The 25,288-nt window shown below is 45.4% G+C and carries 31 protein-coding genes and 1 pseudogene; 23 read left to right on the top strand and 9 right to left on the bottom strand.

Translation table 11 applies throughout. From position 1 onward, the window contains the following. Positions 1 to 136 precede the first annotated feature (136 nt). Entirely contained in the window at positions 137 to 721 is a 585-nt protein-coding gene (locus QLG00_RS14930) for a TIGR00730 family Rossman fold protein (RefSeq protein ID WP_282471308.1), read from the top strand. Then, entirely contained in the window at positions 718 to 1,164 is a 447-nt protein-coding gene (locus QLG00_RS14925) for an NUDIX domain-containing protein (RefSeq protein ID WP_282471307.1), read from the top strand. Before QLG00_RS14930 ends, QLG00_RS14925 begins: the two co-directional genes overlap by 4 nt. On the opposite strand, the gene QLG00_RS14920 is transcribed toward QLG00_RS14925, so the two are convergent. Then, a complete protein-coding gene (locus tag QLG00_RS14920) occupies positions 1,116 to 1,772 on the bottom strand; it encodes a ComF family protein (RefSeq protein WP_282471306.1) in 657 nt (218 codons plus the stop codon). The genes QLG00_RS14925 and QLG00_RS14920 overlap by 49 nt on opposite strands. Then, positions 1,759 to 3,804, bottom strand: a complete 2,046-nt coding sequence (gene recG / locus QLG00_RS14915; RefSeq protein WP_282471305.1) for an ATP-dependent DNA helicase RecG — start codon at positions 3,802 to 3,804, stop codon at positions 1,759 to 1,761. The genes QLG00_RS14920 and recG overlap by 14 nt, the downstream gene beginning before the upstream one ends. 23 nt (positions 3,805 to 3,827) lie before the next feature. Here recG and QLG00_RS14910 point away from each other — a divergent pair, with 23 nt between their 5' ends. After that, positions 3,828 to 4,655 (top strand): NAD(P)H-binding protein, encoded by an 828-nt coding sequence (locus QLG00_RS14910; RefSeq protein ID WP_282471304.1) that lies wholly within the window; start codon positions 3,828 to 3,830, stop codon positions 4,653 to 4,655. 120 nt (positions 4,656 to 4,775) lie between these two features. Then, positions 4,776 to 5,762 carry a putative solute-binding protein gene (locus tag QLG00_RS14905; protein ID WP_282471333.1) on the top strand — a complete coding sequence of 329 codons (987 nt, stop codon included), beginning with the start codon at positions 4,776 to 4,778 and terminating at the stop codon, positions 5,760 to 5,762. 39 nt (positions 5,763 to 5,801) lie between these two features. On the opposite strand, the gene plsB is transcribed toward QLG00_RS14905, so the two are convergent. Beyond that, the gene (gene plsB, locus QLG00_RS14900) at positions 5,802 to 8,369 is read right to left on the bottom strand and encodes a glycerol-3-phosphate 1-O-acyltransferase PlsB (RefSeq protein ID WP_119025318.1); all 2,568 of its coding nucleotides are present in this window, start codon (positions 8,367 to 8,369) and stop codon (positions 5,802 to 5,804) included. 281 nt (positions 8,370 to 8,650) lie between these two features. On the opposite strand from plsB, the gene QLG00_RS14895 reads away from it, so the two are divergent. Continuing rightward, positions 8,651 to 9,523, top strand: coding sequence for an acyl-CoA thioesterase II (locus tag QLG00_RS14895; RefSeq protein WP_004934510.1), 873 nt, complete (start codon positions 8,651 to 8,653; stop codon positions 9,521 to 9,523). 79 nt (positions 9,524 to 9,602) lie between these two features. Further along, positions 9,603 to 10,853: a dicarboxylate/amino acid:cation symporter gene (locus tag QLG00_RS14890; protein WP_004934512.1), complete on the top strand. Its 1,251-nt coding sequence runs from the start codon at positions 9,603 to 9,605 to the stop codon at positions 10,851 to 10,853. Positions 10,854 to 10,899: 46 nt separating this feature from the next. On the opposite strand, the gene QLG00_RS14885 is transcribed toward QLG00_RS14890, so the two are convergent. The 6 genes from QLG00_RS14885 to QLG00_RS14860 all read right to left on the bottom strand — a co-directional run bounded on the left by QLG00_RS14885 (position 10,900) and on the right by QLG00_RS14860 (position 17,019). Further along, positions 10,900 to 11,847, bottom strand: a complete 948-nt coding sequence (locus QLG00_RS14885) for a metal-dependent hydrolase (protein ID WP_171063725.1) — start codon at positions 11,845 to 11,847, stop codon at positions 10,900 to 10,902. A 109-nt stretch (positions 11,848 to 11,956) separates the two neighbouring features. Next, positions 11,957 to 12,778, bottom strand: a complete 822-nt coding sequence (yihA, locus tag QLG00_RS14880) for a ribosome biogenesis GTP-binding protein YihA/YsxC (RefSeq protein WP_004934518.1) — start codon at positions 12,776 to 12,778, stop codon at positions 11,957 to 11,959. Positions 12,779 to 12,864: 86 nt separating this feature from the next. Next, positions 12,865 to 13,293 carry an Rrf2 family transcriptional regulator gene (locus QLG00_RS14875; RefSeq protein WP_025095666.1) on the bottom strand — a complete coding sequence of 143 codons (429 nt, stop codon included), beginning with the start codon at positions 13,291 to 13,293 and terminating at the stop codon, positions 12,865 to 12,867. A gap of 105 nt (positions 13,294 to 13,398) precedes the next feature. Then, positions 13,399 to 14,160 (bottom strand): globin domain-containing protein, encoded by a 762-nt coding sequence (locus QLG00_RS14870; RefSeq protein WP_151964962.1) that lies wholly within the window; start codon positions 14,158 to 14,160, stop codon positions 13,399 to 13,401. Between the two features lie 94 nt (positions 14,161 to 14,254). Further along, positions 14,255 to 15,805, bottom strand: a complete 1,551-nt coding sequence (locus QLG00_RS14865; protein WP_282471303.1) for a helicase HerA-like domain-containing protein — start codon at positions 15,803 to 15,805, stop codon at positions 14,255 to 14,257. A gap of 20 nt (positions 15,806 to 15,825) precedes the next feature. Next, positions 15,826 to 17,019: a PLP-dependent transferase gene (locus QLG00_RS14860; protein ID WP_282471302.1), complete on the bottom strand. Its 1,194-nt coding sequence runs from the start codon at positions 17,017 to 17,019 to the stop codon at positions 15,826 to 15,828. A gap of 169 nt (positions 17,020 to 17,188) precedes the next feature. Here QLG00_RS14860 and QLG00_RS14855 point away from each other — a divergent pair, with 169 nt between their 5' ends. The 17 genes and pseudogenes from QLG00_RS14855 to rpsH all read left to right on the top strand — a co-directional run bounded on the left by QLG00_RS14855 (position 17,189) and on the right by rpsH (position 25,279). Next, positions 17,189 to 17,920, top strand: a complete 732-nt coding sequence (locus QLG00_RS14855) for a type 1 glutamine amidotransferase (protein ID WP_004934531.1) — start codon at positions 17,189 to 17,191, stop codon at positions 17,918 to 17,920. Positions 17,921 to 18,183: 263 nt separating this feature from the next. Further along, positions 18,184 to 18,495 (top strand): 30S ribosomal protein S10, encoded by a 312-nt coding sequence (rpsJ, locus tag QLG00_RS14850; protein ID WP_004725677.1) that lies wholly within the window; start codon positions 18,184 to 18,186, stop codon positions 18,493 to 18,495. A gap of 59 nt (positions 18,496 to 18,554) precedes the next feature. Continuing rightward, positions 18,555 to 19,193: a 50S ribosomal protein L3 gene (gene rplC, locus QLG00_RS14845; RefSeq protein WP_004934532.1), complete on the top strand. Its 639-nt coding sequence runs from the start codon at positions 18,555 to 18,557 to the stop codon at positions 19,191 to 19,193. A gap of 11 nt (positions 19,194 to 19,204) precedes the next feature. Further along, a complete protein-coding gene (gene rplD / locus QLG00_RS14840; RefSeq protein WP_004924100.1) occupies positions 19,205 to 19,807 on the top strand; it encodes a 50S ribosomal protein L4 in 603 nt (200 codons plus the stop codon). Further along, positions 19,804 to 20,124, top strand: coding sequence for a 50S ribosomal protein L23 (rplW, locus tag QLG00_RS14835; RefSeq protein ID WP_004924102.1), 321 nt, complete (start codon positions 19,804 to 19,806; stop codon positions 20,122 to 20,124). The genes rplD and rplW overlap by 4 nt, the downstream gene beginning before the upstream one ends. An 11-nt stretch (positions 20,125 to 20,135) precedes the next feature. Next, on the top strand, positions 20,136 to 20,960 hold the full coding sequence (gene rplB / locus QLG00_RS14830; RefSeq protein WP_004924105.1) for a 50S ribosomal protein L2: 825 nt from the start codon (positions 20,136 to 20,138) through the stop codon (positions 20,958 to 20,960). Positions 20,961 to 20,973: 13 nt separating this feature from the next. After that, positions 20,974 to 21,249, top strand: coding sequence for a 30S ribosomal protein S19 (gene rpsS, locus QLG00_RS14825; protein WP_004281508.1), 276 nt, complete (start codon positions 20,974 to 20,976; stop codon positions 21,247 to 21,249). 11 nt (positions 21,250 to 21,260) lie between these two features. Further along, positions 21,261 to 21,590 carry a 50S ribosomal protein L22 gene (gene rplV / locus QLG00_RS14820; RefSeq protein ID WP_001982638.1) on the top strand — a complete coding sequence of 110 codons (330 nt, stop codon included), beginning with the start codon at positions 21,261 to 21,263 and terminating at the stop codon, positions 21,588 to 21,590. Position 21,591: 1 nt separating this feature from the next. Continuing rightward, positions 21,592 to 22,405, top strand: a pseudogene (rpsC, locus tag QLG00_RS14815) (30S ribosomal protein S3); the annotation flags it as partial. After that, entirely contained in the window at positions 22,348 to 22,761 is a 414-nt protein-coding gene (rplP, locus tag QLG00_RS14810; protein ID WP_004934537.1) for a 50S ribosomal protein L16, read from the top strand. The pseudogene rpsC and the gene rplP, both read left to right, overlap by 58 nt. Continuing rightward, positions 22,761 to 22,958 (top strand): 50S ribosomal protein L29, encoded by a 198-nt coding sequence (gene rpmC, locus QLG00_RS14805; RefSeq protein WP_004934539.1) that lies wholly within the window; start codon positions 22,761 to 22,763, stop codon positions 22,956 to 22,958. Before rplP ends, rpmC begins: the two co-directional genes overlap by 1 nt. Further along, positions 22,955 to 23,212 carry a 30S ribosomal protein S17 gene (gene rpsQ, locus QLG00_RS14800; RefSeq protein WP_004657679.1) on the top strand — a complete coding sequence of 86 codons (258 nt, stop codon included), beginning with the start codon at positions 22,955 to 22,957 and terminating at the stop codon, positions 23,210 to 23,212. The genes rpmC and rpsQ overlap by 4 nt, the downstream gene beginning before the upstream one ends. Positions 23,213 to 23,302: 90 nt before the next feature. Beyond that, on the top strand, positions 23,303 to 23,671 hold the full coding sequence (rplN, locus tag QLG00_RS14795) for a 50S ribosomal protein L14 (protein ID WP_004924120.1): 369 nt from the start codon (positions 23,303 to 23,305) through the stop codon (positions 23,669 to 23,671). A 9-nt stretch (positions 23,672 to 23,680) separates the two neighbouring features. After that, positions 23,681 to 24,001 (top strand): 50S ribosomal protein L24, encoded by a 321-nt coding sequence (rplX, locus tag QLG00_RS14790; protein WP_004924123.1) that lies wholly within the window; start codon positions 23,681 to 23,683, stop codon positions 23,999 to 24,001. 17 nt (positions 24,002 to 24,018) lie between these two features. Beyond that, a complete protein-coding gene (gene rplE / locus QLG00_RS14785; RefSeq protein WP_004934541.1) occupies positions 24,019 to 24,555 on the top strand; it encodes a 50S ribosomal protein L5 in 537 nt (178 codons plus the stop codon). A gap of 9 nt (positions 24,556 to 24,564) precedes the next feature. Then, positions 24,565 to 24,870, top strand: a complete 306-nt coding sequence (rpsN, locus tag QLG00_RS14780) for a 30S ribosomal protein S14 (RefSeq protein ID WP_004934544.1) — start codon at positions 24,565 to 24,567, stop codon at positions 24,868 to 24,870. Between the two features lie 13 nt (positions 24,871 to 24,883). Then, complete coding sequence (rpsH, locus tag QLG00_RS14775) at positions 24,884 to 25,279, top strand: 30S ribosomal protein S8 (protein ID WP_004934546.1); 396 nt, start codon at positions 24,884 to 24,886, stop codon at positions 25,277 to 25,279. The last annotated feature ends 9 nt before the right edge of the window (positions 25,280 to 25,288 follow it).

Below are 25,288 nucleotides of genomic sequence, written 5' to 3'. Positions count from 1 at the left end.
AGTACGGGGGTAAATGAATGCGTGTATTTTAGACAAGGATTAGGTCAAAAACACTCGTTGTTGCGTTAATTTTGAAAAAAATCTTTCTAAAGCTTACTTTGTAAGCATGACAACTTCACAACATGGTAAAAAATCTATGAATTCAGTTTGTATTTTTTGTGGTTCTGCTGTTGGTACTGATCCTGTGTTTATTCAAGCGGCGCAAGCGACTGGGCAACTGATTGCCCAGCAAGGCAAAACGCTGGTGTATGGTGGTGGTCGTTCGGGACTTATGGGTGTTGTTGCAGACTCGGCGTTGCAGGCTGGCGGGCGCGTAATTGGCGTGATTCCAACTGCATTGGTCGATCGTGAGTTGGCACATCCGCATTTAACCGAACTACATGTGGTAAAAAATATGCATGAGCGTAAAACCAAAATGGCCGAGCTTTCGGATGGTTTTATCGCTTTACCGGGTGGCGCAGGTACACTTGAAGAGATTTTTGAGCAATGGACATGGGCACAGCTGGGTATTCATCAAAAACCATGTGCCTTTTTAAATGTGCAGGGTTTTTACGATGCACTTTTAAACATGATTCAGGGCACCGTCGATAACGGATTCACTCAGTCACGTTTTGTCGAGAAGCTGATTGCATCAGATGATATTCAGAGTATTTTAGAGCAGTTTGAACACTATCAACCCGCCATGCCAAAATGGGGCGAACATGCCAAGGTTCATCCGTGAGCGATAATCTGACTACGAAAACCATTCGGGTGGCTGCTGCGATTATTTTCAATGATGATCAGCAGCTTTTACTGGTACGAAAACGCAATACCACGTTTTTTATGCAAGTGGGTGGCAAGCTTGAAGCCAACGAATCCAGTGAAGCGGCGATTATACGTGAAACCTTTGAAGAAACCGGATGTCATAGCCACATTGTGCAGAGCTTGGGTCGTTTTGAAACTCAGGCAGCCAATGAGCCAGATCACAGCTTGATTGCAGATGTATACTTATTGCAGCTAGAAGGACAGCCACAGATTCAAGCCGAAATTGCTCAGATGAAGTGGATAAGTGTAGATGACCAGCACACGCCTCTTGCACCGCTAACCCGTGAAATAGTTTTACCGTGGTGTGTGAATTATCTGGCTTCACGTGAAACAGAGGCCGCAGCGACACAGACCGGATAAATGCGTTGGCATCCTAATGTGGTGAGTGCTTGAGACAAGGCGTAAATTGAGCTGCCTGTCGTGACTACATCATCGATAATCATGACCCGCCGAAAGCGAGTGCGCACACGCAAATCGGGTACGAATTGCTGCTCAATACTCGCGATGCGCTCTAATCGGCTTAAGCCTTTTTGTGTGTGTTCAGCCCGACGCAGCACGGGTTGCCATATTGGAAGGTTAAGCTGTTTGGCGACACCCTCAGCAATCAGCATCGCTTGATTATAACCGCGTTCACAAAGCCGCGCTGTCGAAATCGGCATTGGCACAATGGCCTGAACCCGCGGTAAGGGAAGTTGCAAAATCAGTTGCGTGAGTAAGCGCTGATGATGCAGTTTTTCATGGTATTTAAATTGCTGCACAATCTGATTGATCGGGTCGGCATATTCACATGCTGCCTGAATGTTCAATTCATGGCGCAGCACCGAATCATTGAGCCACGGCAGATCTTGCCAGCAATCTGTGCAAATGACGTATGGACTGTGTGCGGCAGAATGACCGCACAGCGGACAATGTCGCGTGTGCTGCCAGAGCGTGTGTAATGAATGATACACTGCCTTAAACATAGGCATATCGCGGCGCTTCTGGCAACCAGCGTCTTAGTAGCGCATCGGCCTGTTCCGGATAATCACTGAGCATTTGCCCCGCGACATAATGCGCCTGCGTAAGAAGATGATCATCTCGCTCCAGTTTGGCCACACGAAAATTCATGTCACCGGTTTGTTTGGTGCCGAGAAGTTCTCCCGGACCACGCAGCTCAAGGTCTTTTTCGGCAATCACAAAGCCATCATTGCTTTCACGTAAGATAGACAAACGTTCTTGACCATTTTGAGACAGTGGATGCTTGTAAAGCAACACACAAAAACTCGCTTGAGCGCCACGTCCTACTCGGCCACGTAACTGATGCAGCTGCGATAAGCCTAGCCGCTCTGCATTTTCAATCACCATAATCGAGGCATTCGGCACATCGACGCCCACTTCAATTACAGTGGTGGCGATCAGTAATTGCAATTCGTTGGCTTTAAATGCAGCCATGACTGTCTGCTTTTCGTCTGCTTTCATTTTGCCATGTACCAATCCCACCTTAAGCTCGGGAAAGCGCGACAAAATTTCCTCATAGGTGGCTTGCGCTGCCTGCGCATCTAGTGTTTCAGATTGCTCTACCAGTGTGCACACCCAATAGGCCTGTTTGCCGTCTTTACAGTTATTGGCAATTCGATTGAGTACTTCTTCGCGTCGATCGAGTGGAATGGTTACGGTCTGAATCGGTGTTCGTCCCGGGGGAAGTTCATCAATCACCGAGGTATCCAGATCTCCATAAGCGCTCATGGCGAGAGTACGTGGAATTGGTGTGGCGGTCATCACTAACTGATGCGGGGTCAGATGATCGACACCTTTATTGCGCAGCGCCAAACGCTGATCGACTCCAAAGCGATGTTGTTCATCGATAATCACCAAGCCAAGTTTGGCAAATTCGACATTGTCTTGAAATAGAGCATGTGTTCCGACCACCAACTGCGCTTGACCAGTTTGAATCAATTGTTCGGCCTGTGCGCGGGCTTTGCCCTTTTGTTTGCCAGATAACCATGCCACTTGAATATTTAAGGGTTCAAACCAGCGTTTAAAATTCAGATAATGCTGTTCGGCCAGAATTTCAGTGGGTGCCATCAGCGCAACTTGCCACTCTGCTTCCAGCGCATGGCAAGCAGCCACAGCAGCCACCAAGGTTTTACCTGCACCGACATCACCTTGTACCAGCCGCAGCATCGGCTCGGGGCGCTGCAAATCTTTGGCAATTTCATGAGATACCCGCTTTTGGGCTTGCGTCATATGAAACGGTAGCTGTGCCAGTAAAGCTTTAGCCAAAACCTGACTGTAGGCAAAGGGTGGGGCGGCAATCTGGCGAATATAGGCACGGCGGGTCAGCAAACTGATTTGATGTGCTACCAGCTCTTCAAAGATCAAACGCTGCTGTGCAGGATGAGATCCTTGCGCCAGCTGTTGCATATTGGCATTGAGTGGTGGTTCATGAATGTAGTGCAATGCTTCTTTTAAAGCATAGCCATTGGTAAACTTCTCTGGCAAAAGCTCAGGCAGTTGGTCGCTAAACTGCGCCAAGGCCTGTTTAATATAGTCTCTTAACTTGGTCTGAGTTAGCCCTTCGGTGCTCGGATAAATGGCAGTCAGTTGAGTTTTCGGGAGCGGGGTATGCTCTCGAATAACTTGTATTTCAGGATGATACAGTTCTAACCCACGTGCACCAACGCGTACTTCACCAAATATTCGTAAGCGATTTCCCGGGGTGAGTTTATCGGTCAAACCTTCATATAGATAATAAAATCGTAAAGTCACTTTACCAAAATCATCTTGGACCAGTGCAGCCACGGATTTTCGTTTTCCTGGTGGAAAGTCAACTGATTTTACCCATCCCTCTAGCAGGTAGGTACGACCGACCACGAGTTGGTTCATCGCAATAACCGTGCTACGATCTTCGTAATCACGAGGCAAATGAAACAACAAATCGTCTGTATTAAACAGATGAAGTTTCTCAAGTAAACTGGCGGCTGCCGCTCCAACGCCTTGCAAATGATGGACTGAAGTCATGTCCCTCCAACTCAGGATGTCCGATGCATATTTTATTTATTGGCTATGGTAAAACATCTCAGCGCGTTGCTAAACAATTATTTATGCGCGGTCATCAAATTAGCGCCGTGAGTCGCCACCCCAAACCAGCGGATTGTGCAGATCATATGACCCAAGATATTCATACACTCGATTTATCTGGCTGTCGCCCTATAGATTGGGTGTATGTTTTGCTTTCTCCTGAAAGTAGCGACCCAGCAAATTACCGTCATACTTATCTGGAGAGTGTCCAGCCAATTGCAGATGCACTCAAACATCATCCAGTTCAGCGTGTGGTCGTGGTTTCCTCAACGCGGGTTTATGGTGCCCAGCAATCGGGCGAATGGGTCGACGATCACACCATTCCCGAGCCTGCCGATGAACAGGCCAAGTATTTACTTGCCATGGAGCAGGCGTGGCATCAAGCCTATCCGCAGCGTAGTATTGTAGTTCGACCAAGTGGAATTTACGGCAATTCAGTTGCACGGATGTGCAAGCTGGCACAAAGTACCCAGACTTATCCCGCGGTTCATTATAGCAACCGGATTCATATTGATGATCTGGCTGGCTTTTTGGCTTATCTGACAACACTGGATTCGTTTAAACCCGTGTATCTGGTCAGTGATGGGCGGCCTTATCCATTGCATGAAATTATTCAGTGGTTTCAGTTACAACTTCACTTACCACAGCTCCGGCTTGAGCGTACGTGCCTGACTGGAAAACGAATTATGGCACGTGATTTTATTGCATCGGGCTATGAGTTGCAGTCACCCGACTGCTTTAGCGTGTATCGTGCTCAGCTCGATTCTACAGCACCGACTGCTCAAGATTAATCTGGCTTGACTGTGCTGACTTTTCATCATGTCACTTGGGGCATGGTGTTCAGTGCGCAAACACCGTAAGGTGAATGCTGAAACATATCAATGATTAAAATAAAAAAAGACGATGACATGATGCAATTAAAAATTTTATTGGGAATTGGGCTTTACTTACTTGCTGTGCAAAGCTGGGCGCTTGAGACTGCATGGTGTGTCTATGATCCGGTCGGTCCGCAAGGCGAGATTACCCGCCGTGCTCAAGATATTGCGCAATACGCGCAGTCTCAGCAAGTGAAAATTACGCTGAAAAGTTATAAAAATGAGCAAGATGCACTAAAGCAATTTGATCAGGGCTATTGCTCAGGCGTGATGGCAACGAATTTTCATACCCGTCAGTACAACCAGTTTATGGGCGGTACGGCAGGTGTTGGCTTTGTTTCCAGTCATCAGGTTGCCAAAAGTTTTATGCAGATGCTGAGCAATCCGAGCCTTAAGCCGCACATGGTGCAAGGAGAGTTTGAAGCGCTGGGTATGATTCCGATTGGTATGGCCTACATGGTGCTTAAGCGTACCGACATTAACAGTGTCAGTGATTTAAAAAATAAGAAAATTGCAGTGTTAGCAGCAGATTTACCACAAATTGCGCTGGTACAGTCAGTTCGTGCCCAGCCAGTACCCGTGCAGCTTGAATCTGCTGTGGATGCTTTTAAACACAATCAGGTTGATATCTTGCCAGCGCCTATTTTTGCGCTACGACCTTACAATCTTGAACGAGAATTTGGTCCGTCCATTCGTGTGGTGAACTTTCCGTTGTCTTATGTGGCGATAAATGTGGTGATCCGGCACGCACAGTATCCAAAAGGCTTTGGTCAAAGTGTGCGAAGTTGGTTTGCCTTGCATAGCGCCAGTTTGATTGCACAGACGATTCGCTGGGAAAATGGTATATCGTCGTATTATTGGATGGATGTATCTTATAGAGAGAAGCAGGCGTATGAATTGATTCTAGCCAGAGTGCGTCAACAGTTTATTCGCTCGAAATATTACGATCCGGCCTTTGTGGCTTTAATTTTACGCTTGCGCTGTATGGATGATCCACGTTATTTCGAATGTCAATTTCGTTAAAGGTACAGCCTAGCGAACTAGACTGTACCATCAAAACGATTATTTCTTTTTACGTTTTAAACGACGCTTGGCTTGTTGAGATGCCATCGCTTCGAGCGCACTCTTTAGCTCTTCATCGCTAAACGTCGTAATGTGCTGCAACATCTGCAAGGTGGCTTCATCGAGGACCAGTTTGGCGCCTTCAGCCATATTGCTAAAGTTGCGGTCAAACTCAATCGCACCTTCAGAATTGGTTTTGATATAACCTTGCTGGGTCAGTACTTTCAGGAAGCTTTGAAACAGTGCCTTATCAAAAAATTCTGGCGAGTTGAACTCATACAGCACCGATAAACGCTGTCCGAGCAAATGACTTAAGTCTTCCACTTGCTTGGCCGAAATATTGCCCGAGCCACGCTGAGCAATTAAAGCCAAAGTCATGTAATAGCGCTCTAGACTTTGCTTCACGGGTGCAGCCAGAATCACCAGCTGATTATGTTCTTCCGAGTTTGGTGCCAAGCTGACCAGATCACCGTCTTGATCGATTTCAATCACACCCGATGCAGTAAGCGCATCGACATAGCGATCAATTTCTGTGATCAACGCGTCGCGGGACCATTTCAAAAATAGCTCGGCTTGTAAGAACGGATACAAGGTACGAATGACATTGTGCAAATCTTTACGGCTGACTTTACCATTGTGTTCAACCAGTGAAGCCACCAGTGACGGCAACACAAACGCATGCAGAATATTATTACGGAAGTAGGTCAGTAATACCGCCTGATTGTCTTCAATCGCAATAATATCGCCCAAAGCATGCTGAACACGCTTGATCAACTTTAACTTCAAACCGTAGGCAATGATTTCTTTGCCCGACAACGAAGTTACTTGACTACGTTCATCGTAAGGCTGCTGAGCCATCAAGTTGCGATAGGCATCGAGCTGCTTAATACACAATTCTTCATCGAGCGTGTGCTTTGGTGTAGCCAGTAAAATCAGTGACAACAGCGACACCGGATTAATCACAACTGCACGGTTAATATTTTCTAAAATGGCATGCGCTGAACTGTTAATGGCCTGCGAAACTTCATTTGGCAGCGGATCATCATTTTTCTCAATTTTGATCTGATCGGCATTGTGCGCTTTGAGCATATCATCGAGAAAAACTGGCTCACCAAAGTTGACATGAACCTTACCAAAAATTCGCTCGATTTTACGCAGGGTTTTTAAAATGCCCAGTACCGATTCCGCTTCTTTTGGATTTCCTTGCATTTCGCCTACATAGGTTGAGCCTTCCATCAGGCGCTCATAACCAATGTAAGTCGGTAAAAACACAATCGGCTTGGCACGGCCACGTAAATGGCCGTGAATGGTCATGGCCAGCATGCCGGTTTTAGGAGGCAATAAACGCCCTGTACGTGAACGGCCCCCTTCAATGAAGTATTCCAGTGGCGTGTTGCGAGACAAAATGCTGTACAGATATTCTTTAAATACCGATGTATACAGGCCATTGCCACGGAAAGAGCGACGAATAAAGAATGCACCGCCACCACGCAGTAACTGCCCGACAAAAGGTAAGTTCAGGTTATCGCCTGCGGCAATGTACGGCACCATCAGACCACGTTTATAAATCACATACGACAGCAGCAGATAGTCGATATGACTACGATGACAAGGGGTATAAATAATCTCGTAGTCTTTGGCAAGTTCGCGCACGGTGCTGAAGTTATGCACCTCAACGCCATCGTAAAGCTGTGTCCAAAGACGTGTCAGAGCCATATCGGCAAAACGCACGGCAGAATGCGAATAATCCGATACGATTTCATTGAGATAACCAATGGCACGACTCTCGGCTTCTAGCATGCTGATTTTAGAGCGAATACTTTCACGGCGAATTGCATCTTGCACATCGCGTGCCTTAATCAGCGATTCCATCACATTGCGTCGATCAGATAAATCCGGGCCAAGCACCACTTCACGCTGACGATCTAGAAAATCATTTAAGGTGCTGATGATATAGGTGGCCGGAGACAGATTCGGATAATGTGTCTTGGCATATTCTACCAACTGACGAAGCGATTGAGATTCATGAAACTCAAGATAAGACTGGCGTCCGTGTAAACCAATATTCACCAGTTGCTTGATTTTGCTTGGGGTTGCCCACGTGTCGGTAAACAACAGCTTCACCCATGAATCTTCTTTATCCGGTGCACGTCCCCACAAGACTGTAACAGGCACCAGTTCGATATCGGCATCTGGATATTTTTCCAATATCTCAATCAAACGCAATAATCGTGGCGGAAATGCATGTGGCGGTGGATTTAGCAGATTACGCTCATCATGATGCTGTAAAAACAGTACCGAAGCCTTTTCCTGATGCTCGGCCACATGTAAAGGATCGAGCGCAGGTTTTAAGTGCAGGCGTCGCGTTTCACTGTCGACCACCAAGGCATTACTACGTGAGTAGTTTTGCAGTACATAGCACACAATCTTAGGCGAATGAGATACTTCTGATGCTGCGGATGGAGTTGGTTCAGCAGGGACCTCCCCAAGAACATGTGGAGTGACCACAAGGTCTAGCAACTTACTGGAAAGCCGTCGATACATCTGACCGAAGCCATGCTTGGACATAAAATCTCCTACTCAAACAACCAAACCCCAGCCACGCAGACCGGGTACAATGTGATGAATTGATTTGCAAAAACAATGCGCTATTTTCTGCTAATTTGTATGCAGAGTGCTAGCGTTTATCGTTAAAAATCGTATTTATACTGACAATTGGTAATGTGAAGTGTGACCTGTGACGCATTTAATGCCAAAGCTGAAACGCTGGATTTATGGCAAAATAGTTCAAAGATCATTACGCATTCACTCTCGCGCTATTTTTAATTTTGACATAGAAAAGGCATTCCATGAATACATTGACCCAAGAACTGGTTGAACTTTTATCACTGGAAAAGCTCGAAGAAAATCTGTATCGCGGCATGAGTCGCAACTTGGTTGGCAAACGCGTGTTTGGCGGTCAGGTACTCGGCCAGGCACTTCGTGCTGCATCGTATACCACGGATCGTCCGGCTCATTCCTTGCATGCCTATTTCTTATATGGTGGCGATATCCACGCGCCGATCGTATACGAAGTGAATCCGCTACGCGATGGTAAAAGTTTTGTTAGCCGTGAAGTGCGTGCCATTCAGCATGGTCGTACCATTTTTTCTGCCATGGTGTCTTTTGTTGCACCCGAAGAAGGCCTCAACTATCAAAATGATGCGCCAGTTTATCCTGCGCCTGAAGACGTAAAATCGGAAGCCGAACTCAAACAAGGCATGATTGATTTTATTCCCGAAAATGTTCGTGCCAGCTTCATGCGCGAGCGTCATGTCGAGATTCGTCCAATTGATCCCGTAAATCCATTTCAGCCACAGCCCCAAGCGCCCACTAATGCACATTACATTCGCACGCATGATCAAATTCGTGGTGAGATGGATCAAGTGGCCCTACATCAGGCAATCGTGGCATTTTATTCAGATTTCACCCTCATGACCACTGCACTCAAGCCGCATGGACTTAGCTATATTTCGCCAAGCCTACAGTGTGCCAGTATCGATCATACGATTTATTTCCATCGTCCAGTCCGTGCAGACGAATGGATGCTGTACGACATGGATGCCACTGTCAGCAGCAGCTCAAGAGGGTTGAACTTTGGACGCATGTGGCAAAACGGCATGTTGGTGTGTAGTACGGTTCAAGAAGGTTTAATCCGCTTGCGTGAAATTGAAACCCAATAATTTCAGATGTTAAAAAGCACTCGATTCTTCGAGTAGAGCGTGTCATATTGCGGCTAACGAATTAAAAAAATGATGCATTATGAGCTTAAACACGCAGATTTTTATTGCTGCGGTGATTGGGGTTGTATTCGGACTCGTACTGAGCCTAAATCCTGAAACCGCATTCTTTTCCAGTAGTTTATATATTTTAAGTCTGATCAGTAGTATCTTTATTGGCCTACTTAAAATGCTGCTGATACCGCTGATTTTTACCTCAATTGTGGTGGGGGTGTCTAACCTGCAAGCCAGTGGGCAGTTCAATCGAGTGTGGAAAATTACCGCGTTATGCTGTTTTACCACCACCACTTTTGCGCTGATTTTGGGAATTGGCTGTGCACATTTGTTCTCTGTTGGGCAGGGCATGGATATTGGTATATTTGCAGACGCCATGCAAAATCATCAAACGCCAGATACCCTGACGCCTTCGAGTTTTCTCACCAACTTTATTCAAAATACTCTGATCAATCCTTTTAAAGCCTTTGCCGAAGGGAATGTGCTGGCAGTGGTGGTCTTTGCTTTACTATTGGGTGCCGCACTGATCAAAGGTGGTGATCGCTTTCAGTCGGTCCGTGTGCTCAGTGTACAACTCTTCGATATCATGATGATGCTGGTCGGTTGGGTGATGAAACTGGCACCCCTTGGAATCTTGGCATTGCTGGCCAAACTCATCGCCACTGAAGATTTAAAAGTGCTGGGGAGTCTGGCTGAATTTGCTTTAGTGGTGACAGGAACCACGATTTTTCATGGTGCAGTGGTCTTGCCACTGTTATTGTGGATCTTTGGCAAAATGAATCCAATCACCTTTTTCAAAGGCACGCGACTGGCTCTGATTACTGCATTTGCAACCAGTTCGAGCTCGGCTACCATGCCTTTAAGTATGAAATGTGCGCAGGAAAATCTGAAAGTTCGACCACAAACAGCCGGATTTGTGATTCCACTGGGAACCCAGTTAAATATGGATGGCACAGCACTTTATGAAGCGGCGGCGGCCTTATTTATTGCCAATCTAATCGGGATGGATTTGAGCCTGACCCAGCAATTGATTGTGTGTTTAACGGCCATGATTGCCTCGTTGGGTGCCCCAGGCATTCCAAGTGCAGGAATGGTCACCATGATCATGGTATTGCAATCGGTCGGATTACCTGCTGAAGCGATTGCGATACTGCTACCGATTGATCGGATTCTGGATACCGTGCGGACAGTAGTGAATGTACAAGGCGATATGATGATCAGTGTTGTGGTCGATCGCTATGCCAAACAAGCCGAACCCCAATCCACTGAACTTTCCTAATGAAAAAAGCAGATCTTAAGATCTGCTTTTTTAAGCATCTGGTTTTTTATGCGGCAGCTTGTAAGGCGCGTTTGGCAGCCGGAGAGCGGTTCAAATACGCGACCGCATCGTCTGTACTGCCTTCCTTCACAGGGTCATACCATGGCATTAAGTAGTCGATCTGCTGTGCAATCAACCAAATTGGACTAGGCAATAACTGATGGTCATGACGCGCTTGTTTATACCATTCTAACCAGATCCATGGACGGAACAGGCTCGGCTTATACTCGGCAAAGCGTGGGTCTTGCTTCATAATGTGCGCGGCACCATCTACCCAAAGTCCAAGCACACCAATAATCACGGCAACACTTAAATAATAGCGTGCAATATAGCCACCGCCTAAGTGTCGATACAAATCAAAAGCCACGGTACGGTGCTCGATTTCTTCTGCACCATGCCATTTCACTAAATCGAGCATTTCAGGATCGGCGCCCAACTGCTGCCATTTCTGATTATAAAGCGCATATTTGCCCAATACGCAGGTCATGTGCTCGACGGTTGCGATTACACCTAAGCGAAACAAGTCCCAGTGCTTTTCAAGTGCAGCCGGAACGGTCAAGTCAAAAGGCTTGTCTGCCAGTGCTTTGGTGAATACAACATTCATGATATCCAGATTGCGCTGAATATCAATGTGGCGTGCGGAGAGATATTCTTTATTGGCCGACTGGTGTGCATTGGCATGCATGGCTTCTTGGCGTATAAACGCCTGTACGTCGAGTTTGAGCTTTTCGTCGGTAATTTGCGGTAAAACTTTGTTATAAAGACGACAAAACCAGAATTCACCAGCGGGCAAAATATTATTGATTTCATTAATGAAGTAGCTTGCAAACGGCTGGTTTGGAATCCAGTCAACGGGTGTGTTTTGCCAAACAAATTTTACTTTCCGCGGTTGAATACGATAATCAATAGACGATCCGGGAAGTTTCTTTTTTAAAAATGACAACATACTCATAATCATGTCCTAATCTGTTCTAAACAGAACAATGCATGCATTTGAGTATAAAAAAATGCCCCGATAGATTGCTTTGCAATACGGGACATTCCATTGTCATTTGGTGATGATGTTAATCATTTTTTTGCGATTGTTCAGCATCATCTTCCGAATCTGTCTCGATATCCAAATCTGCATCGGAGACTTCAGGAATTGCGCTTAAATCAAAATGTTGTTCTTCGCTTAAGGTGAAGTTTAAACGACCAGCCATGACGCTGGCGAGCTCTTCAAGTCCTTGCTTGTTCAGTGATGAAAACAGCTGAATCGAGAAGTTAAGCTTCATTTTTTTCAAAGATTGCTTTACGTCCAAGAGCGCGGTATTGGCAGGGCCACGATTTAATTTATCGGCTTTGGTCAGTAAAATATGTACAAATAATTTACGTGCATGCGCCCATTCCAGCATCATGGTGTCAAAGTGTTGCAGGGGATGGCGAATATCCATCAACAACACCAAGCCTTGTAAACTTTTACGATGGATCAAATAGTTTTCCAGCTCTTTTTGCCAGACACGTTTCATGTCTTCTGGAACTGCTGCGTAGCCGTAACCAGGTAAGTCGACGAGACGTTGATCTGGATTACCCAAGCTGAAAAAGTTGATCATCTGCGTGCGTCCAGGTCTTTTAGAGGCACGTGCGAGCTGTTTTTGATTGGTGAGTGTGTTAATTGCGCTCGATTTACCTGCATTTGATCGGCCTGCAAATGCAATTTCGTAACCAGTATCTTCTACACACAGCGAAAGTTTCGGTGCACTCATCAGAAATTCAGCTTTACGCAACCAATTCAGGGATTTAACTGAATACTCTGTAATCGCAGGATCGGCTTTACGCTCATAACTAATTTTTTCTTTAGGTGCGAGTTTGGCCTTGGTATCTTTGGATTTCGCATAGCGATGCATAGAGCTTAACTTTTTCAATGATAAATACACGAGCCATTATAAAGGAAGTCTCGACATCTAGCGAATCGAATACGCCGTGTTTTACGCTATAGTGCCACAAAGGCGATTGGCGAGTAGGTTGGTGGTGCGTTTAAAACGTCACGCAGCGTGTGCTGATCGAGTGACACGTAAAACTGCTCAAGCGCTTGATCTAGAATACCTTTTAGACCGCAATGCGCACGCATGACGCAAGGTGGTTCATGGCATTCCACAATCTGGTGATCACCTTGAAGAATCCGCACAATATGCCCTAGTCGAATCTCTAGCGCTTTGGGATTTAAACGTAATCCTCCACCTTTGCCCCGTGTTGTAATGATCCACTCTTGTTTTCCCATAAAGTGAACCACTTTAACCAGATGATTTTGTGAGACATGCAAATCCTTTGCAATATCGGCAATGGTGTACGGGAATTCACTGGGGCGTGAGACATACATCAGAATCCTCAGTGCATAATCGGTAAATTTATTGAGTTGCATGATCCGCAAAGACAACAGATGAAAAAGCCCATCTTAGCCTGAAAGTCCTCAGAAAGAAACGTGGAGACGAAGACAGTATGGATTTCATCTGTGAATTTTAGACCCTTAAATAGGAGCACTCAGATGCAGTTCATCTCCAACCTGATAGGCATTTAAAAGACGATCTGCGACGTGATGATTTGCAGCGTCTTCTGGTGTTTTGACTTTAAATGCCCATACATGGCTTGCTGCTTGAATGCGATGCAATGGAAGTTGTTCGGGTTGTTTTAAACCTAACTCTGGAACATTTACCCGAACAGTAACCGATGAAGGGATCTGAATGTCAGGAAGTGGATGGGTGTCGACTGCCGCGACACTAAAAATCTTGCCTTCATCGTCGGTGTGAATATCCACGATTTTGAACTCACGCCATCCGGCCCAGCCACCCGGTTGTGCGGCTAGCTGATGATATTTTTCTTGCTCAACACAAATCAAAAGATCTGCTAATTGTTGATAAGCCTGTTGCCACGCCAAGATCAGTTCAGATTCAAAGGGAACGTTCAATACCTCAGAAATCGAATGTAAAAGATGCTCACCTACAATTGCATAATGCTCAGGTTGAATGTCTAGACGAACATGGGTGCTGGTAATGCGCTCGACAGCTTTGGCTAATTTTTCCGGATGCTCAATGTGTTCGGCATAGGCCAGTACCGCAGCGGCCAAAGCACGGGGCTGACGTCCAGTTTGCTGATGATCTTGATTAAAAATATGCTTAAGTTCCGGATGTTGTTTTAACATGCGTGCGTAGAAATAACGGGTTAATGCAACACCGTGCTCACGTAAGACCGGGACTGTGGATTGAATGAGTTGAATGTGCTCAGGCGTCATGATACGACCACTTGTAGTTTATAAGATGTATTTAAAATACATCTTATAAGGTGCATTTTCAATATACCTTTTAAAAATAGATAAAAATAAAGATCTATCGCTTTCCAAACAGTGAGCCGAGCAAGCCACGAACCAGTTTCTGGCCGGTTGGTCCGCCCAGAGTGCGTGCTGCACTTTTAGCAAATGTACCCAGCACATCTTGAGTCAGTTTGTCACGGTCACGCTGAGCCTTTTCATCGGCTTTTTGCTGTTCACGCGCTAAGCGCTCTTGTTCTTTGGCCTGCTGTTTTGCTAAAGCTTCCTGCTGTTTGGCTTGCTGCGCAGCTTCAGCTTGCGCCTGCTCTTGCTCAAGCCGATCACTGACTTTTTGTTGCAGCATTTCATATGCACTATCGCGATCGACCATCTTTTCATACACACCCGCTACCAAACTCTGCGCCATCAGCGCTTGACGTTCTTCATCACTGAGCGGGCTAAACGATGAGTAGGGCGGCATAACCCAGCCACGTTGTACAATTTGAGGTGTGCCTTGTTCGTCGAGACAACTGATCAGGGCCTCTCCAACTGTCAGTTCTGTAATGGCCTGATCGACTTTAAAATCTGGATTGGCCCGAAAGGTATCGGCGGCTGTTTTTACCGCTTTCTGATCTTTAGGAGTAAAGGCGCGTAAGGCGTGCTGGACACGATTACCCAGCTGGCCAAGTACGCTTTCTGGTAAATCCAGTGGATTTTGGGTAATAAAGTATATCCCAACCCCTTTGGAGCGAATCAGACGGACCACCTGCTCAATTTTCTGTTGTAGGGCAGGGCTGGCGTTGTCAAACAGCAAGTGGGCTTCATCAAAAAAGAACACCAGTTTAGGCTTGTCCGCATCGCCGACTTCAGGCAGTTGTTCAAACAGTTCGGATAACATCCACAGTAGAAAGGTGGCATAAAGTTTTGGTGAGTTCATGAGCTGATCCGCGGCAAGCAGATTGATGTAGCCATGGCCTTGAGCATCGGTTTGAATAAAATCCAAAATATTTAAGCTGGGTTCACCAAAAAATTGCTCGGCACCCTGATCGCCCAAGGCCAATAAATTGCGCTGAATTGCCCCAATACTGGCAGGCGATAAATTACCGTATTCGGCTTTTAAATCGGCAGCATTGTCACTGACATAACTGAGCATGGCTTTTAAATCTTTAAAATCGATGAGCAGTAATCCTTGATCATCGGCAATACGAAACACTGCCGATAACACGCCCTCTTGAGTGTCGTTCAGATTGAGCATTTGTGCTAAAAGCAGCGGCCCAATTTCGGAAATGGTGGTTCGAATAGGGTGCCCGTGCTGACCGAATACATCCCAAAATACAGTAGGAGAGGCAGCAAATGGAATTTGATCAAGGCCTAAGAGTTGTAAGCGCTGTTCAAATTTGGGGTTACTGCGACCAGCTTTGGCGATACTTGATACATCACCTTTGGCATCGGCCAAAAAAACCGGGACACCAATCCGTGAAAAATTTTCTGCCAATACTTTTAAAGTAACTGTTTTTCCTGTTCCGGTTGCGCCGGCAATCAAACCATGCCGATTGGCAAACTCGGAATGTAAAACAATCTCTTGTGAAGGATCACGGCTGTTTTTTGCAATGATAATTGGTGTTCCCATAGGTTGTCCTCTGGTGATTGTTATTCAAGTTGTTGTAGTGCGTTTTGGATATCTTGAATTAAATCTTGCGGATGTTCCAGTCCTATGCAAAAACGAACCAGTAAACCCTGTTGTAAATGTGTAGTATCTAACTGACGCATCTGTTTCAGATCATAAAGCATGACCAGACTCATCGGGCCTCCCCAGCTAAACCCCAGTTTGAAGAGTGTTAATGCATCACAAAAACGTCGAATCGCAGCCAAATCATATTTGGAGTCAAAAATTACACTGACCAGACCCGCACTTTGCCCTGTAGTACATACCTCTTTCCAGTAGATGTGTCCCGGACTGCTGGCAAGGCTAGGATGGAGCACTTGTGTAAATTGCGTTTGCTGTTGCAGCCACGTTATTAAAGTGCGTGCGTGATCGGCCTGCTGTTGATAACGCAGCGCCATATGCGGCAAACTGCGTATAATCTGTGCTGTATCATCACCCGACACACAAATGCCCTGATTGGCATGAATTTTAAAAAGTCGATCATGCAAGGCTTTACTGCGGGTGATTACGCTACCCATTAAGATGTCGCCTCCACCACTGGGGTATTTGGTCAGGGCATGTACCGTTACATCGACCGAGAGATGTTCATCGCCAATATCAAAAGCGTTAAACGCCAAACCAGCTCCCCATGTATTGTCCAAAGCAGTGATAACCTGAGCAGCTTGGGCCTTTTTTAATAATGCTTTTAAATCTGGAAACTCAAGGGTAATCGAGCCTGCTGCTTCAAGCCAAAGGAGCTTGGTTGCTGCGCTGGGTACGAAGCTGTCTACGTCAATCGGATTATAGATTCGCACATGAATACCGTAACGCTGTTGCAAATTTTTTAGGTGCTCTATGTTTGGTCCATAAACGTTATCTGGCACCCAAACCTCATCACCTTGGCTTAAAAATGTCGAATTGACTAAATTAATCGCCGAGAGACCACTCGGTGCCAGTAAGCAAAACTGTCCACCTTCAAGCTGTGCCAGTTGATCACCGAGCGTAAATGTAGTGGGTGTGCCATGAGTTCCATAACTATAGTCATAGGGATCGCTCCAATGGCGATCAAAAAGGTGCGCCGTACTTGGAAAAATAATGGTTGATGCACGAAACAGGGGAGGTTGGATGCTATGAATATACTGCGGTGCATTGCGTGGCGCATGAATCAGTGCAGTTTGAGTTTTTTTATTGTCAGACATGGTGCAAAATCGTAATGGAATTTGAACTAGAGTAAAAAAAATTAAGCAATTACGCCAGTTTTTGCGTGTTTTGTTGGTTTTTATTTGAAAGTGTCAATTTTCATTTAAGTTGGCTTCAATTTTGCAGAACCCTCTTTGATACTAACAACAATATAGGTTTGAATTGCGCATGAAGCCGTTTTTAAAAGTGCATTATTTTCAGCATATTGCTGGTGAAGGGTTCGGAAGTTGCTATGAATTTCTTAAGTCGAACCACGCCAAAATTACTGCAACCGAATTTTTTGCCTTGCCAGCCGATTCGGCGCTTGAAATTGAAGCGTTGCCACAAATAGAAGATGTCGACCTGCTCATTATTATGGGGGGTAATATTAGTGTGAATGACGAAGCCAATTATCCATGGCTCAAGCTTGAAAAGCGTTGGATCCGGCGCTATCTTGCGGCAGGAAAACCGGCTATCGGCTTGTGTTTGGGTGGGCAACTGATTGCCAGTGCCTTAGGCGCTGCGGTAAGTCATAGCGCCTATCATGAAGTCGGCTGGACCACAGTGCAGCGCGTGCATAATATTCCAGCAACGTGTTTTCAATTACCCGAGCGCGTCAATGTATTGCAGTGGCACAACGAATGCTTTGAAATTCCCAAAGGTGCAGTGCATTTGGCAGAAAATCAAATTTGTCGTAACCAAATGTACCAGATTGGCAAAAATGTTTTGGGCTTTCAGTTTCACCCCGAAATTACCCCACAGACACTTGAGTTGTTCCTAGAAGATGATGAGCATGTTGGTCACTTAACCGGCGATATTATCAGCAATCTGGCAGAGCTTAAGAATTCTCGGCGCGGGTATTTTCAAGAAGGTAATCAATTACTCAACCAAGCGATTGAATATGTATTAGAGGCATCTTGATTGCATCGGTAGGGGCATCAATAAAAACAAAAAAAGCCCAAATTTTATGAAAAAAACCAGAAATAGAATTGCATAAGACTTAAACAATCGTTATAATGAGCCACCCCAAATTATGGGGCATTTGCTGCGGAAAACGTAGTAAATGCATGACAGTCGCGGCATCGATCGTGACCTTAGTGATTTTCACTGCCTTTGACACTTACCATTAGGTGAGGTGCGTCAAGGGTGATTCTTTATATATTTTTGGCTTGGAGTTTACTGGTATGTCTAACCAGAGAATCCGTATCCGTCTTAAGTCTTTTGATCATCGTTTAATTGATCAATCTTCTCAAGAGATCGTAGAAACCGCTAAGCGTACTGGCGCACAAGTGTGTGGTCCAATCCCGATGCCTACTCGCATCGAACGCTTCAACGTTCTTACTTCACCGCACGTAAACAAAGACGCGCGTGATCAGTACGAAATCCGCACCTACAAACGTTTGATCGATATCGTTCAACCAACAGACAAAACTGTTGATGCATTGATGAAATTGGATCTTGCAGCTGGTGTTGATGTTCAGATCGCATTGGGTTAAGGCTTTCGGGTTAATTAGTGCCTAGCATTAATTAAGCTGCTTTTTTAGAGGTTACACACATGGCTATTGGTTTAGTCGGCCGCAAGTGCGGTATGACCCGTATCTTTACAGATGCCGGCGTCTCTGTGCCTGTTACAGTGATTGAGGTTGATCCTAACCGTATCACTCAAATTAAAACGCTTGAAACTGATGGTTATCAAGCGGTTCAAGTTACTACTGGCGAACGTCGTGAATCTCGCGTAACTAATGCTCAGAAAGGTCACTTCGCGAAAGCGGGTGTTGCTGCTGGTCGTTTGGTTAAAGAGTTTCGCGTAACTGAAGCTGAGCTTGAAGGCCGTGAAGTTGGCGGTACAATTGGTGTTGATTTGTTCGCAGTTGGTCAAGTTGTTGACGTAACTGGTCAATCAAAAGGTAAAGGTTTCCAAGGTGGTGTTAAGCGTTGGAACTTCCGTACCCAAGACGCGACTCACGGTAACTCAGTTTCTCACCGTGTTTTAGGTTCTACAGGTCAAAACCAAACTCCTGGACGCGTGTTCAAAGGCAAAAAAATGGCCGGTCACCTAGGTGACGAACGCGTAACAGTACAAGGTCTTGAAATTGTATCTATCGATGCAGAGCGTTCAGTTCTCGTTGTTAAAGGTGCGATTCCTGGTGCTACTGGTGGCGACGTTATCGTTCGTCCTACGATCAAGGCCTGAGGGGAAATAACGTGAATTTAAAAACTGTTTCCGGCTCTGCTGTTGAGTTGTCTGAAGTTGCTTTTGGACGTGAATTTAACGAAGCTCTTGTACACCAAGTTGTTACAGCTTACTTAGCTGGTGGTCGTCAAGGTACTCGTGCTCAAAAATCTCGTGCAGAAGTATCTGGTGGTGGTAAGAAGCCATTCCGTCAAAAAGGTACAGGCCGCGCACGTGCTGGTTCTATTCGTAGCCCAATCTGGGTTGGCGGCGGTAAAACATTTGCTGCTCGTCCACAAGACTGGTCTCAAAAAGTAAACCGTAAAATGTACCGCGGTGCAATGCAATGTATCTTAGCTGAACTTGTTCGCCAAGATCGTCTTGTATTGGTTGAAGAGTTTGCTGTTGCAGCTCCTAAAACTAAAGAATTGCTTGCTAAACTGAACGACTTGAATGCTGCTCGTGCATTAATCGTTACTGATGCTGTAGATGAGAATCTATATCTTGCAGCACGTAACCTTCCACATGTAGATGTGGTTGATGCAACTGCAATCGATCCTGTTAGCTTGATCGCGTTCGATAAAGTTGTGATGTCTGTAGCTGCTGCTAAGAAAATTGAGGTAGAACTCGGATGAACAACGAACGTATCTATCAAGTCCTAAAAGGACCAGTCTTCTCAGAAAAGGCACAAGTTTTAGGCGAAACTGCTGGTGTTCAAGTGTTCAAAGTTGATATCAATGCAACTAAACTTGAAATCAAAAAAGCAGTTGAAAAACTTTTTGGTGTAGACGTGCTTAAAGTAAACACGACGATCACTAAAGGTAAATCGAAGCGCTTTGGTAAAACATTAGGACGTCGTTCTGATGTTAAAAAAGCATACGTCACCCTGAAAGCTGGCCAAGATGTAGAAATGGCTGACTTGGGCGATACCGCTGAAAGCGCAGCGGAATAAGGACGAAAATTATGCCGATTCAAAAATGCAAACCAACGTCTCCAGGGCGTCGCTTTGTTGAAAAAGTGGTTCATAGCCACCTTCACAAAGGTAAGCCTTTTGCAGCGTTGGTTGAAGCTAAAAAACGTACTGGTGGTCGTAATAACAACGGTCACATTACCACTCGTCACGTTGGTGGTGGTCACAAGCAGCATTACCGTCTTGTAGACTTCAAACGTAACAAAGATGGTATTCCTGCAGTTGTAGAGCGTATTGAATACGATCCTAACCGTACCGCACACATCGCATTGTTGAAGTATGCTGACGGTGAACGTCGTTATATCATCGCACCTAAAGGCTTGCGCGCTGGTGATAAAGTACAATCTGGTAACGATGCTCCAATTCGTCCAGGTAACTGCTTGCCACTTCGTAACATGCCAATCGGTTCTACACTTCACAACGTTGAACTTAAAATCGGTAAAGGTGCTCAATTAGCACGTTCTGCTGGTACTTCAGTTCAGTTGTTGGGTCGTGATGGTTCTTACGCAATCGTTCGTCTACGTTCAGGCGAAATGCGTAAAATCCATGTTGAATGCCGCGCTGTAATTGGTGAAGTTTCTAACCAAGAAAACAACCTTCGTTCATTGGGTAAAGCTGGTGCGTCGCGCTGGCGTGGTGTTCGTCCTACCGTTCGTGGTATGGCGATGAACCCAGTAGATCACCCGCACGGTGGTGGTGAAGGGCGTAACAAAGGTATTCAACCTGTAAGCCCGTGGGGTCAAAAAGCGAAAGGGTACAAGACACGTACCAATAAGCGTACGACTAAGATGATTATCCGCGATCGTCGCGTCAAGTAAAGGAATCTGACTAATGCCTCGTTCATTAAAAAAAGGTCCGTTCGTCGACGCGCATTTGTTCGCTAAAGTTGAAGCTGCTATTGCTGCAAACAACCGTAAGCCGATCAAAACGTGGTCTCGTCGTTCGATGATCCTTCCAGACTTTGTTGGTCTAACAATTTCTGTTCACAATGGCCGTAACCATGTTCCAGTAATCGTATCTGAACATATGGTTGGTCATAAACTCGGTGAATTCGCGCCAACTCGTACCTATCGTGGTCACGGCGTTGACAAGAAATCTAAACGTTAATAGGTGTCATGATGGAAGTAACTGCTAAATTACGCGGTGCCGCTATCTCGGCACAAAAGGCACGTTTGGTTGCAGACCTAATCCGTGGCAAATCTGTTGCTCACGCGCTTAACATTTTGAACTTCAGCAACAAAAAAGCTGCCGTTCTAGTGAAAAAAGCTTTGGAATCTGCAATTGCAAATGCTGAACACAATAACAGTTTAGATGTTGATGACCTTAAGGTGTCTACGATTTACGTTGATGAAGGCATGAGCCTTAAACGTATTATGCCACGTGCTAAAGGCCGTGCAGATCGTATCACTAAGCGTACTTGTCACATCACCGTTAAGGTAGGGGTTTGATATGGGTCAGAAGGTTCATCCAATCGGTATCCGCCTAGGTGTTGTGAAACGTCATAACGCTAACTGGTATGCGAATCCGAAACAATATGCTGAATACTTGCTTAAAGATCTTCAAGTTCGTGAGTTTTTGACTAAAAAACTTAAGAGCGCGATGATCAGCAATATTCTTATCGAACGTCCAACAGGCGCTGCTAAAGTAACGATTAGCACTGCTCGTCCTGGTATCGTCATCGGTAAAAAAGGCGAAGACATCGAGAAATTACAGCGCGAACTTACCACTATCATGGGTGTTCCTGCGCAAGTAAGCATCAATGAAATCGATCGTCCAGATTTAGACGCACGTCTTGTTGCTGAAGCAATCGCTTCTCAACTAGAAAAGCGTGTAATGTTCCGTCGCGCAATGAAGCGTGCGGTACAAAACAGCATGCGTGCTGGTGCGAAAGGTATCAAAGTTGAAGTTTCTGGCCGTCTAGGTGGTGCAGAGATCGCTCGTACAGAATGGTATCGTGAAGGTCGTGTACCTCTACATACGCTTCGTGCGGACATCGACTATGCAACTATGCGTGCTGAAACAACTTACGGTACGATTGGTGTTAAAGTCTGGATTTTCCGTGGTGAAATCTTGGGTGGCATGAAACAAGTCATGAACCCTGCACCACAAGAAGAGCGTCCAGCTAAACGCGGTCGTGGTCGTGGTGAAGGTCAAGAGCGTCGTGGTCGTCGTTCAGACCGTGCTGCTGACAAGGGAGAATAATCCATGTTGCAACCTAAACGTACCAAATTCCGTAAAGTGCAAAAAGGCCGTAACACTGGTCTTGCACATCGTGGTAGTACAGTATCATTTGGTTCGATTGCGATTAAAGCGACTGAACGTGGTCGTATGACTGCGCGTCAGATCGAAGCTGCGCGTCGTACTATTAGCCGTCGTATTAAACGTGGTGGTAAAATCTTCATCCGCGTATTCCCAGACAAGCCAATCACCGAAAAGCCATTAGAAGTTCGTATGGGTAACGGTAAAGGTAATGTGGAGTACTGGGTTTGTGAGATCAAACCAGGTAAGATCCTGTACGAAATTGAAGGTGTGAACGACGAGTTGGCAACTGAAGCATTCAAGCTTGCTGCTGCTAAACTTCCGTTTAAAACCACTATCGTGACTCGGACGGTAATGTAATGAAAACTAAAGATCTACGTGAAAAGTCGGTAGAAGAGTTGAAAGCTTTGCTTGATGAGCAACAGCTTAACCAATTCCGTCTTCGTATGGCAAAAGCGACTGGTCAATTGGGTAAATCGCACGAAGTGCAAGTTGCTCGTAAAACCGTTGCTCGTATCAAGACACTCCTTACCGAAAAACAGGGGAACGGACAATGAGTGAAAAAACAGTCCGCACGTTAACCGGCAAAGTAGTAAGCGACAAAATGGACAAGTCAATTGTTGTCCTTATCGAACGCCGCGTTCAACACCCGTTGTATGGCAAATCAATCCGCCGTTCAACAAAATTACACGCTCATGATGAGAACAACGTTGCTAAACTTGGCGACCTAGTGACCATCAAAGAAAGCCGCCCAATTTCTAAAACTAAAGCTTGGACTTTGGTTGAAGTTGTTGAAGCAGCTGCTGAGTAATTAGGTTCTTGTTGCATCATCGGTCAATTTCGAGTACTCTTTGAGCCTTTCGAAATTGTGACCGGTGTTGCTCGGTTTTGGAGTAGGGCAATGATTCAAACCGAAAGTATGCTCGACGTAGCAGACAATAGTGGTGCACGCCGCGTACAATGTATTAAAGTACTAGGTGGTTCACATCGTCGTTATGCTTCTGTTGGCGACATTATTAAAGTTACTGTAAAAGAAGCAATTCCACGTGGCCGTGTTAAAAAAGGTGACGTGATGAATGCTGTTGTAGTACGTACAAAGTTCGGTATTCGTCGTCCAGACGGTTCTGTAATCCGTTTTGATGACAATGCAGCTGTATTGTTAAACAACAACAAAGCTCCGATTGCCACCCGTATTTTCGGACCAGTGACTCGTGAACTTCGTACTGAACAGTTCATGAAAATTATTTCATTGGCTCCTGAAGTTCTATAAGAGGCAATCATGGCTAAGATTAAAAAAGGCGATCAGGTTATCGTGATCGCAGGTAAAGAAAAAGGCAAACAGGGTACTGTTTTGTCTGTTTCTGAAGACCGCGTTAAGGTTGAAGGCCTTAACTTAGTGAAGAAGCATCAAAAGCCGAACCGTGTAACTGGCGCTGAAGGCGGCATCGTTACTCAGGAAGCTTCGCTTCATATCTCAAACGTGGCAGTTTTTAATGCTACAACCCAAAAGGCTGACCGTGTTGGTTACCAAGTTGATGAAAATGGCGCGAAAACTCGCGTTTATAAATCAAATGGTGAATCAGTGGCGGTAGCGAAGTAATAGGTTGAAAAACGGCAATGGCCAGACTTAAAACACGTTACAACGAAGAACTTAAAGCTAAGTTATTAGAAGAACTTGGCGTTAAGAATGTGATGGAAATTCCTCGCATTACAAAAATCACTCTAAACATGGGTGTTGGTGCAGCTGCAACTGATAAGAAATTATTAGACGGCGCTGTAGCAGATATGCAGTCTATTGCTGGTCAAAAACCAGTAGTTACACTTGCACGTAAATCAATCGCTGGTTTCAAAATCCGTGATGGTTGGCCAATCGGTTGTAAAGTTACTTTACGTGGCGAACAAATGTATGAATTCTTGGACCGTTTGATCTCGATCGCAATCCCTCGTATCCGTGACTTCCGTGGTTTCTCAGCGAAATCATTCGACGGTCGTGGTAACTACTCGATGGGTTTGAAAGAGCAAATCGTTTTCCCTGAAATCGATTTTGACAAGATTGATCGTATTCGTGGTATGGATATTACTATTACTACCACTGCTCGCACCGATGACGAAGGCCGTGCGCTTATGCGTGCATTCGGCTTCCCGTTCAAATAAGAGGTCGATATGGCTAAGAAAGGTATGATTAATCGCGAATTAAAACGCGAACAAACTGTTGCTAAATACGCTGCAAAACGTGCTGAATTAAAAGCAACGATTGCAAACGTAAATGCAAGCGACGAAGAGCGTTTTGAAGCGATGTTAAAGTTACAGGCATTGCCACGTAATGCATCTCCTGTTCGTCTTCGTAACCGTTGTGGTTTAACTGGTCGTCCTCATGGTTACTTCCGTAAGTTCGGTTTAAGCCGTAACAAACTACGTGACACAGTAATGCAGGGTGATGTACCAGGCGTTGTTAAGGCAAGCTGGTAAGGGGCGACTATAGATGAGTATGCAAGATACCGTTGCCGACATGCTAACACGTGTTCGTAACGCACAAATGGCGAAGAAACAATCTGTTTCTATGCCAAGTTCTAAGTTAAAAGTTGCAATTGCAAACGTACTTCAACAAGAAGGTTATATTTCTAACGTTGAAGTTGCGCAAGAAGAAGCTAAAGCGACTTTAACTTTGACTTTAAAATATTTTGAAGGCAAACCAGTTATCGAAACTGTGAAGCGCGTAAGCCGTCCAGGCCTTCGCCAATATCGCGGTAAAGATAAACTACCGAGCGTTAAGCAAGGTTTGGGTATTGCAATTGTTTCTACAAGCAAAGGCATCATGACTGATCGCGCTGCACGTGCTGCAGGTATCGGTGGTGAAGTTATTGCTTTTGTTTCTTAATAGGTGATT

The organism is Acinetobacter sp. V89_7 (assembly GCF_029967895.1).
In the GTDB taxonomy this organism is placed as follows: domain Bacteria; phylum Pseudomonadota; class Gammaproteobacteria; order Pseudomonadales; family Moraxellaceae; genus Acinetobacter; species Acinetobacter soli.
The sequence above is the reverse complement of the archived record's forward strand: the minus strand, read 5'-3'. Positions and strand labels throughout refer to the sequence as shown.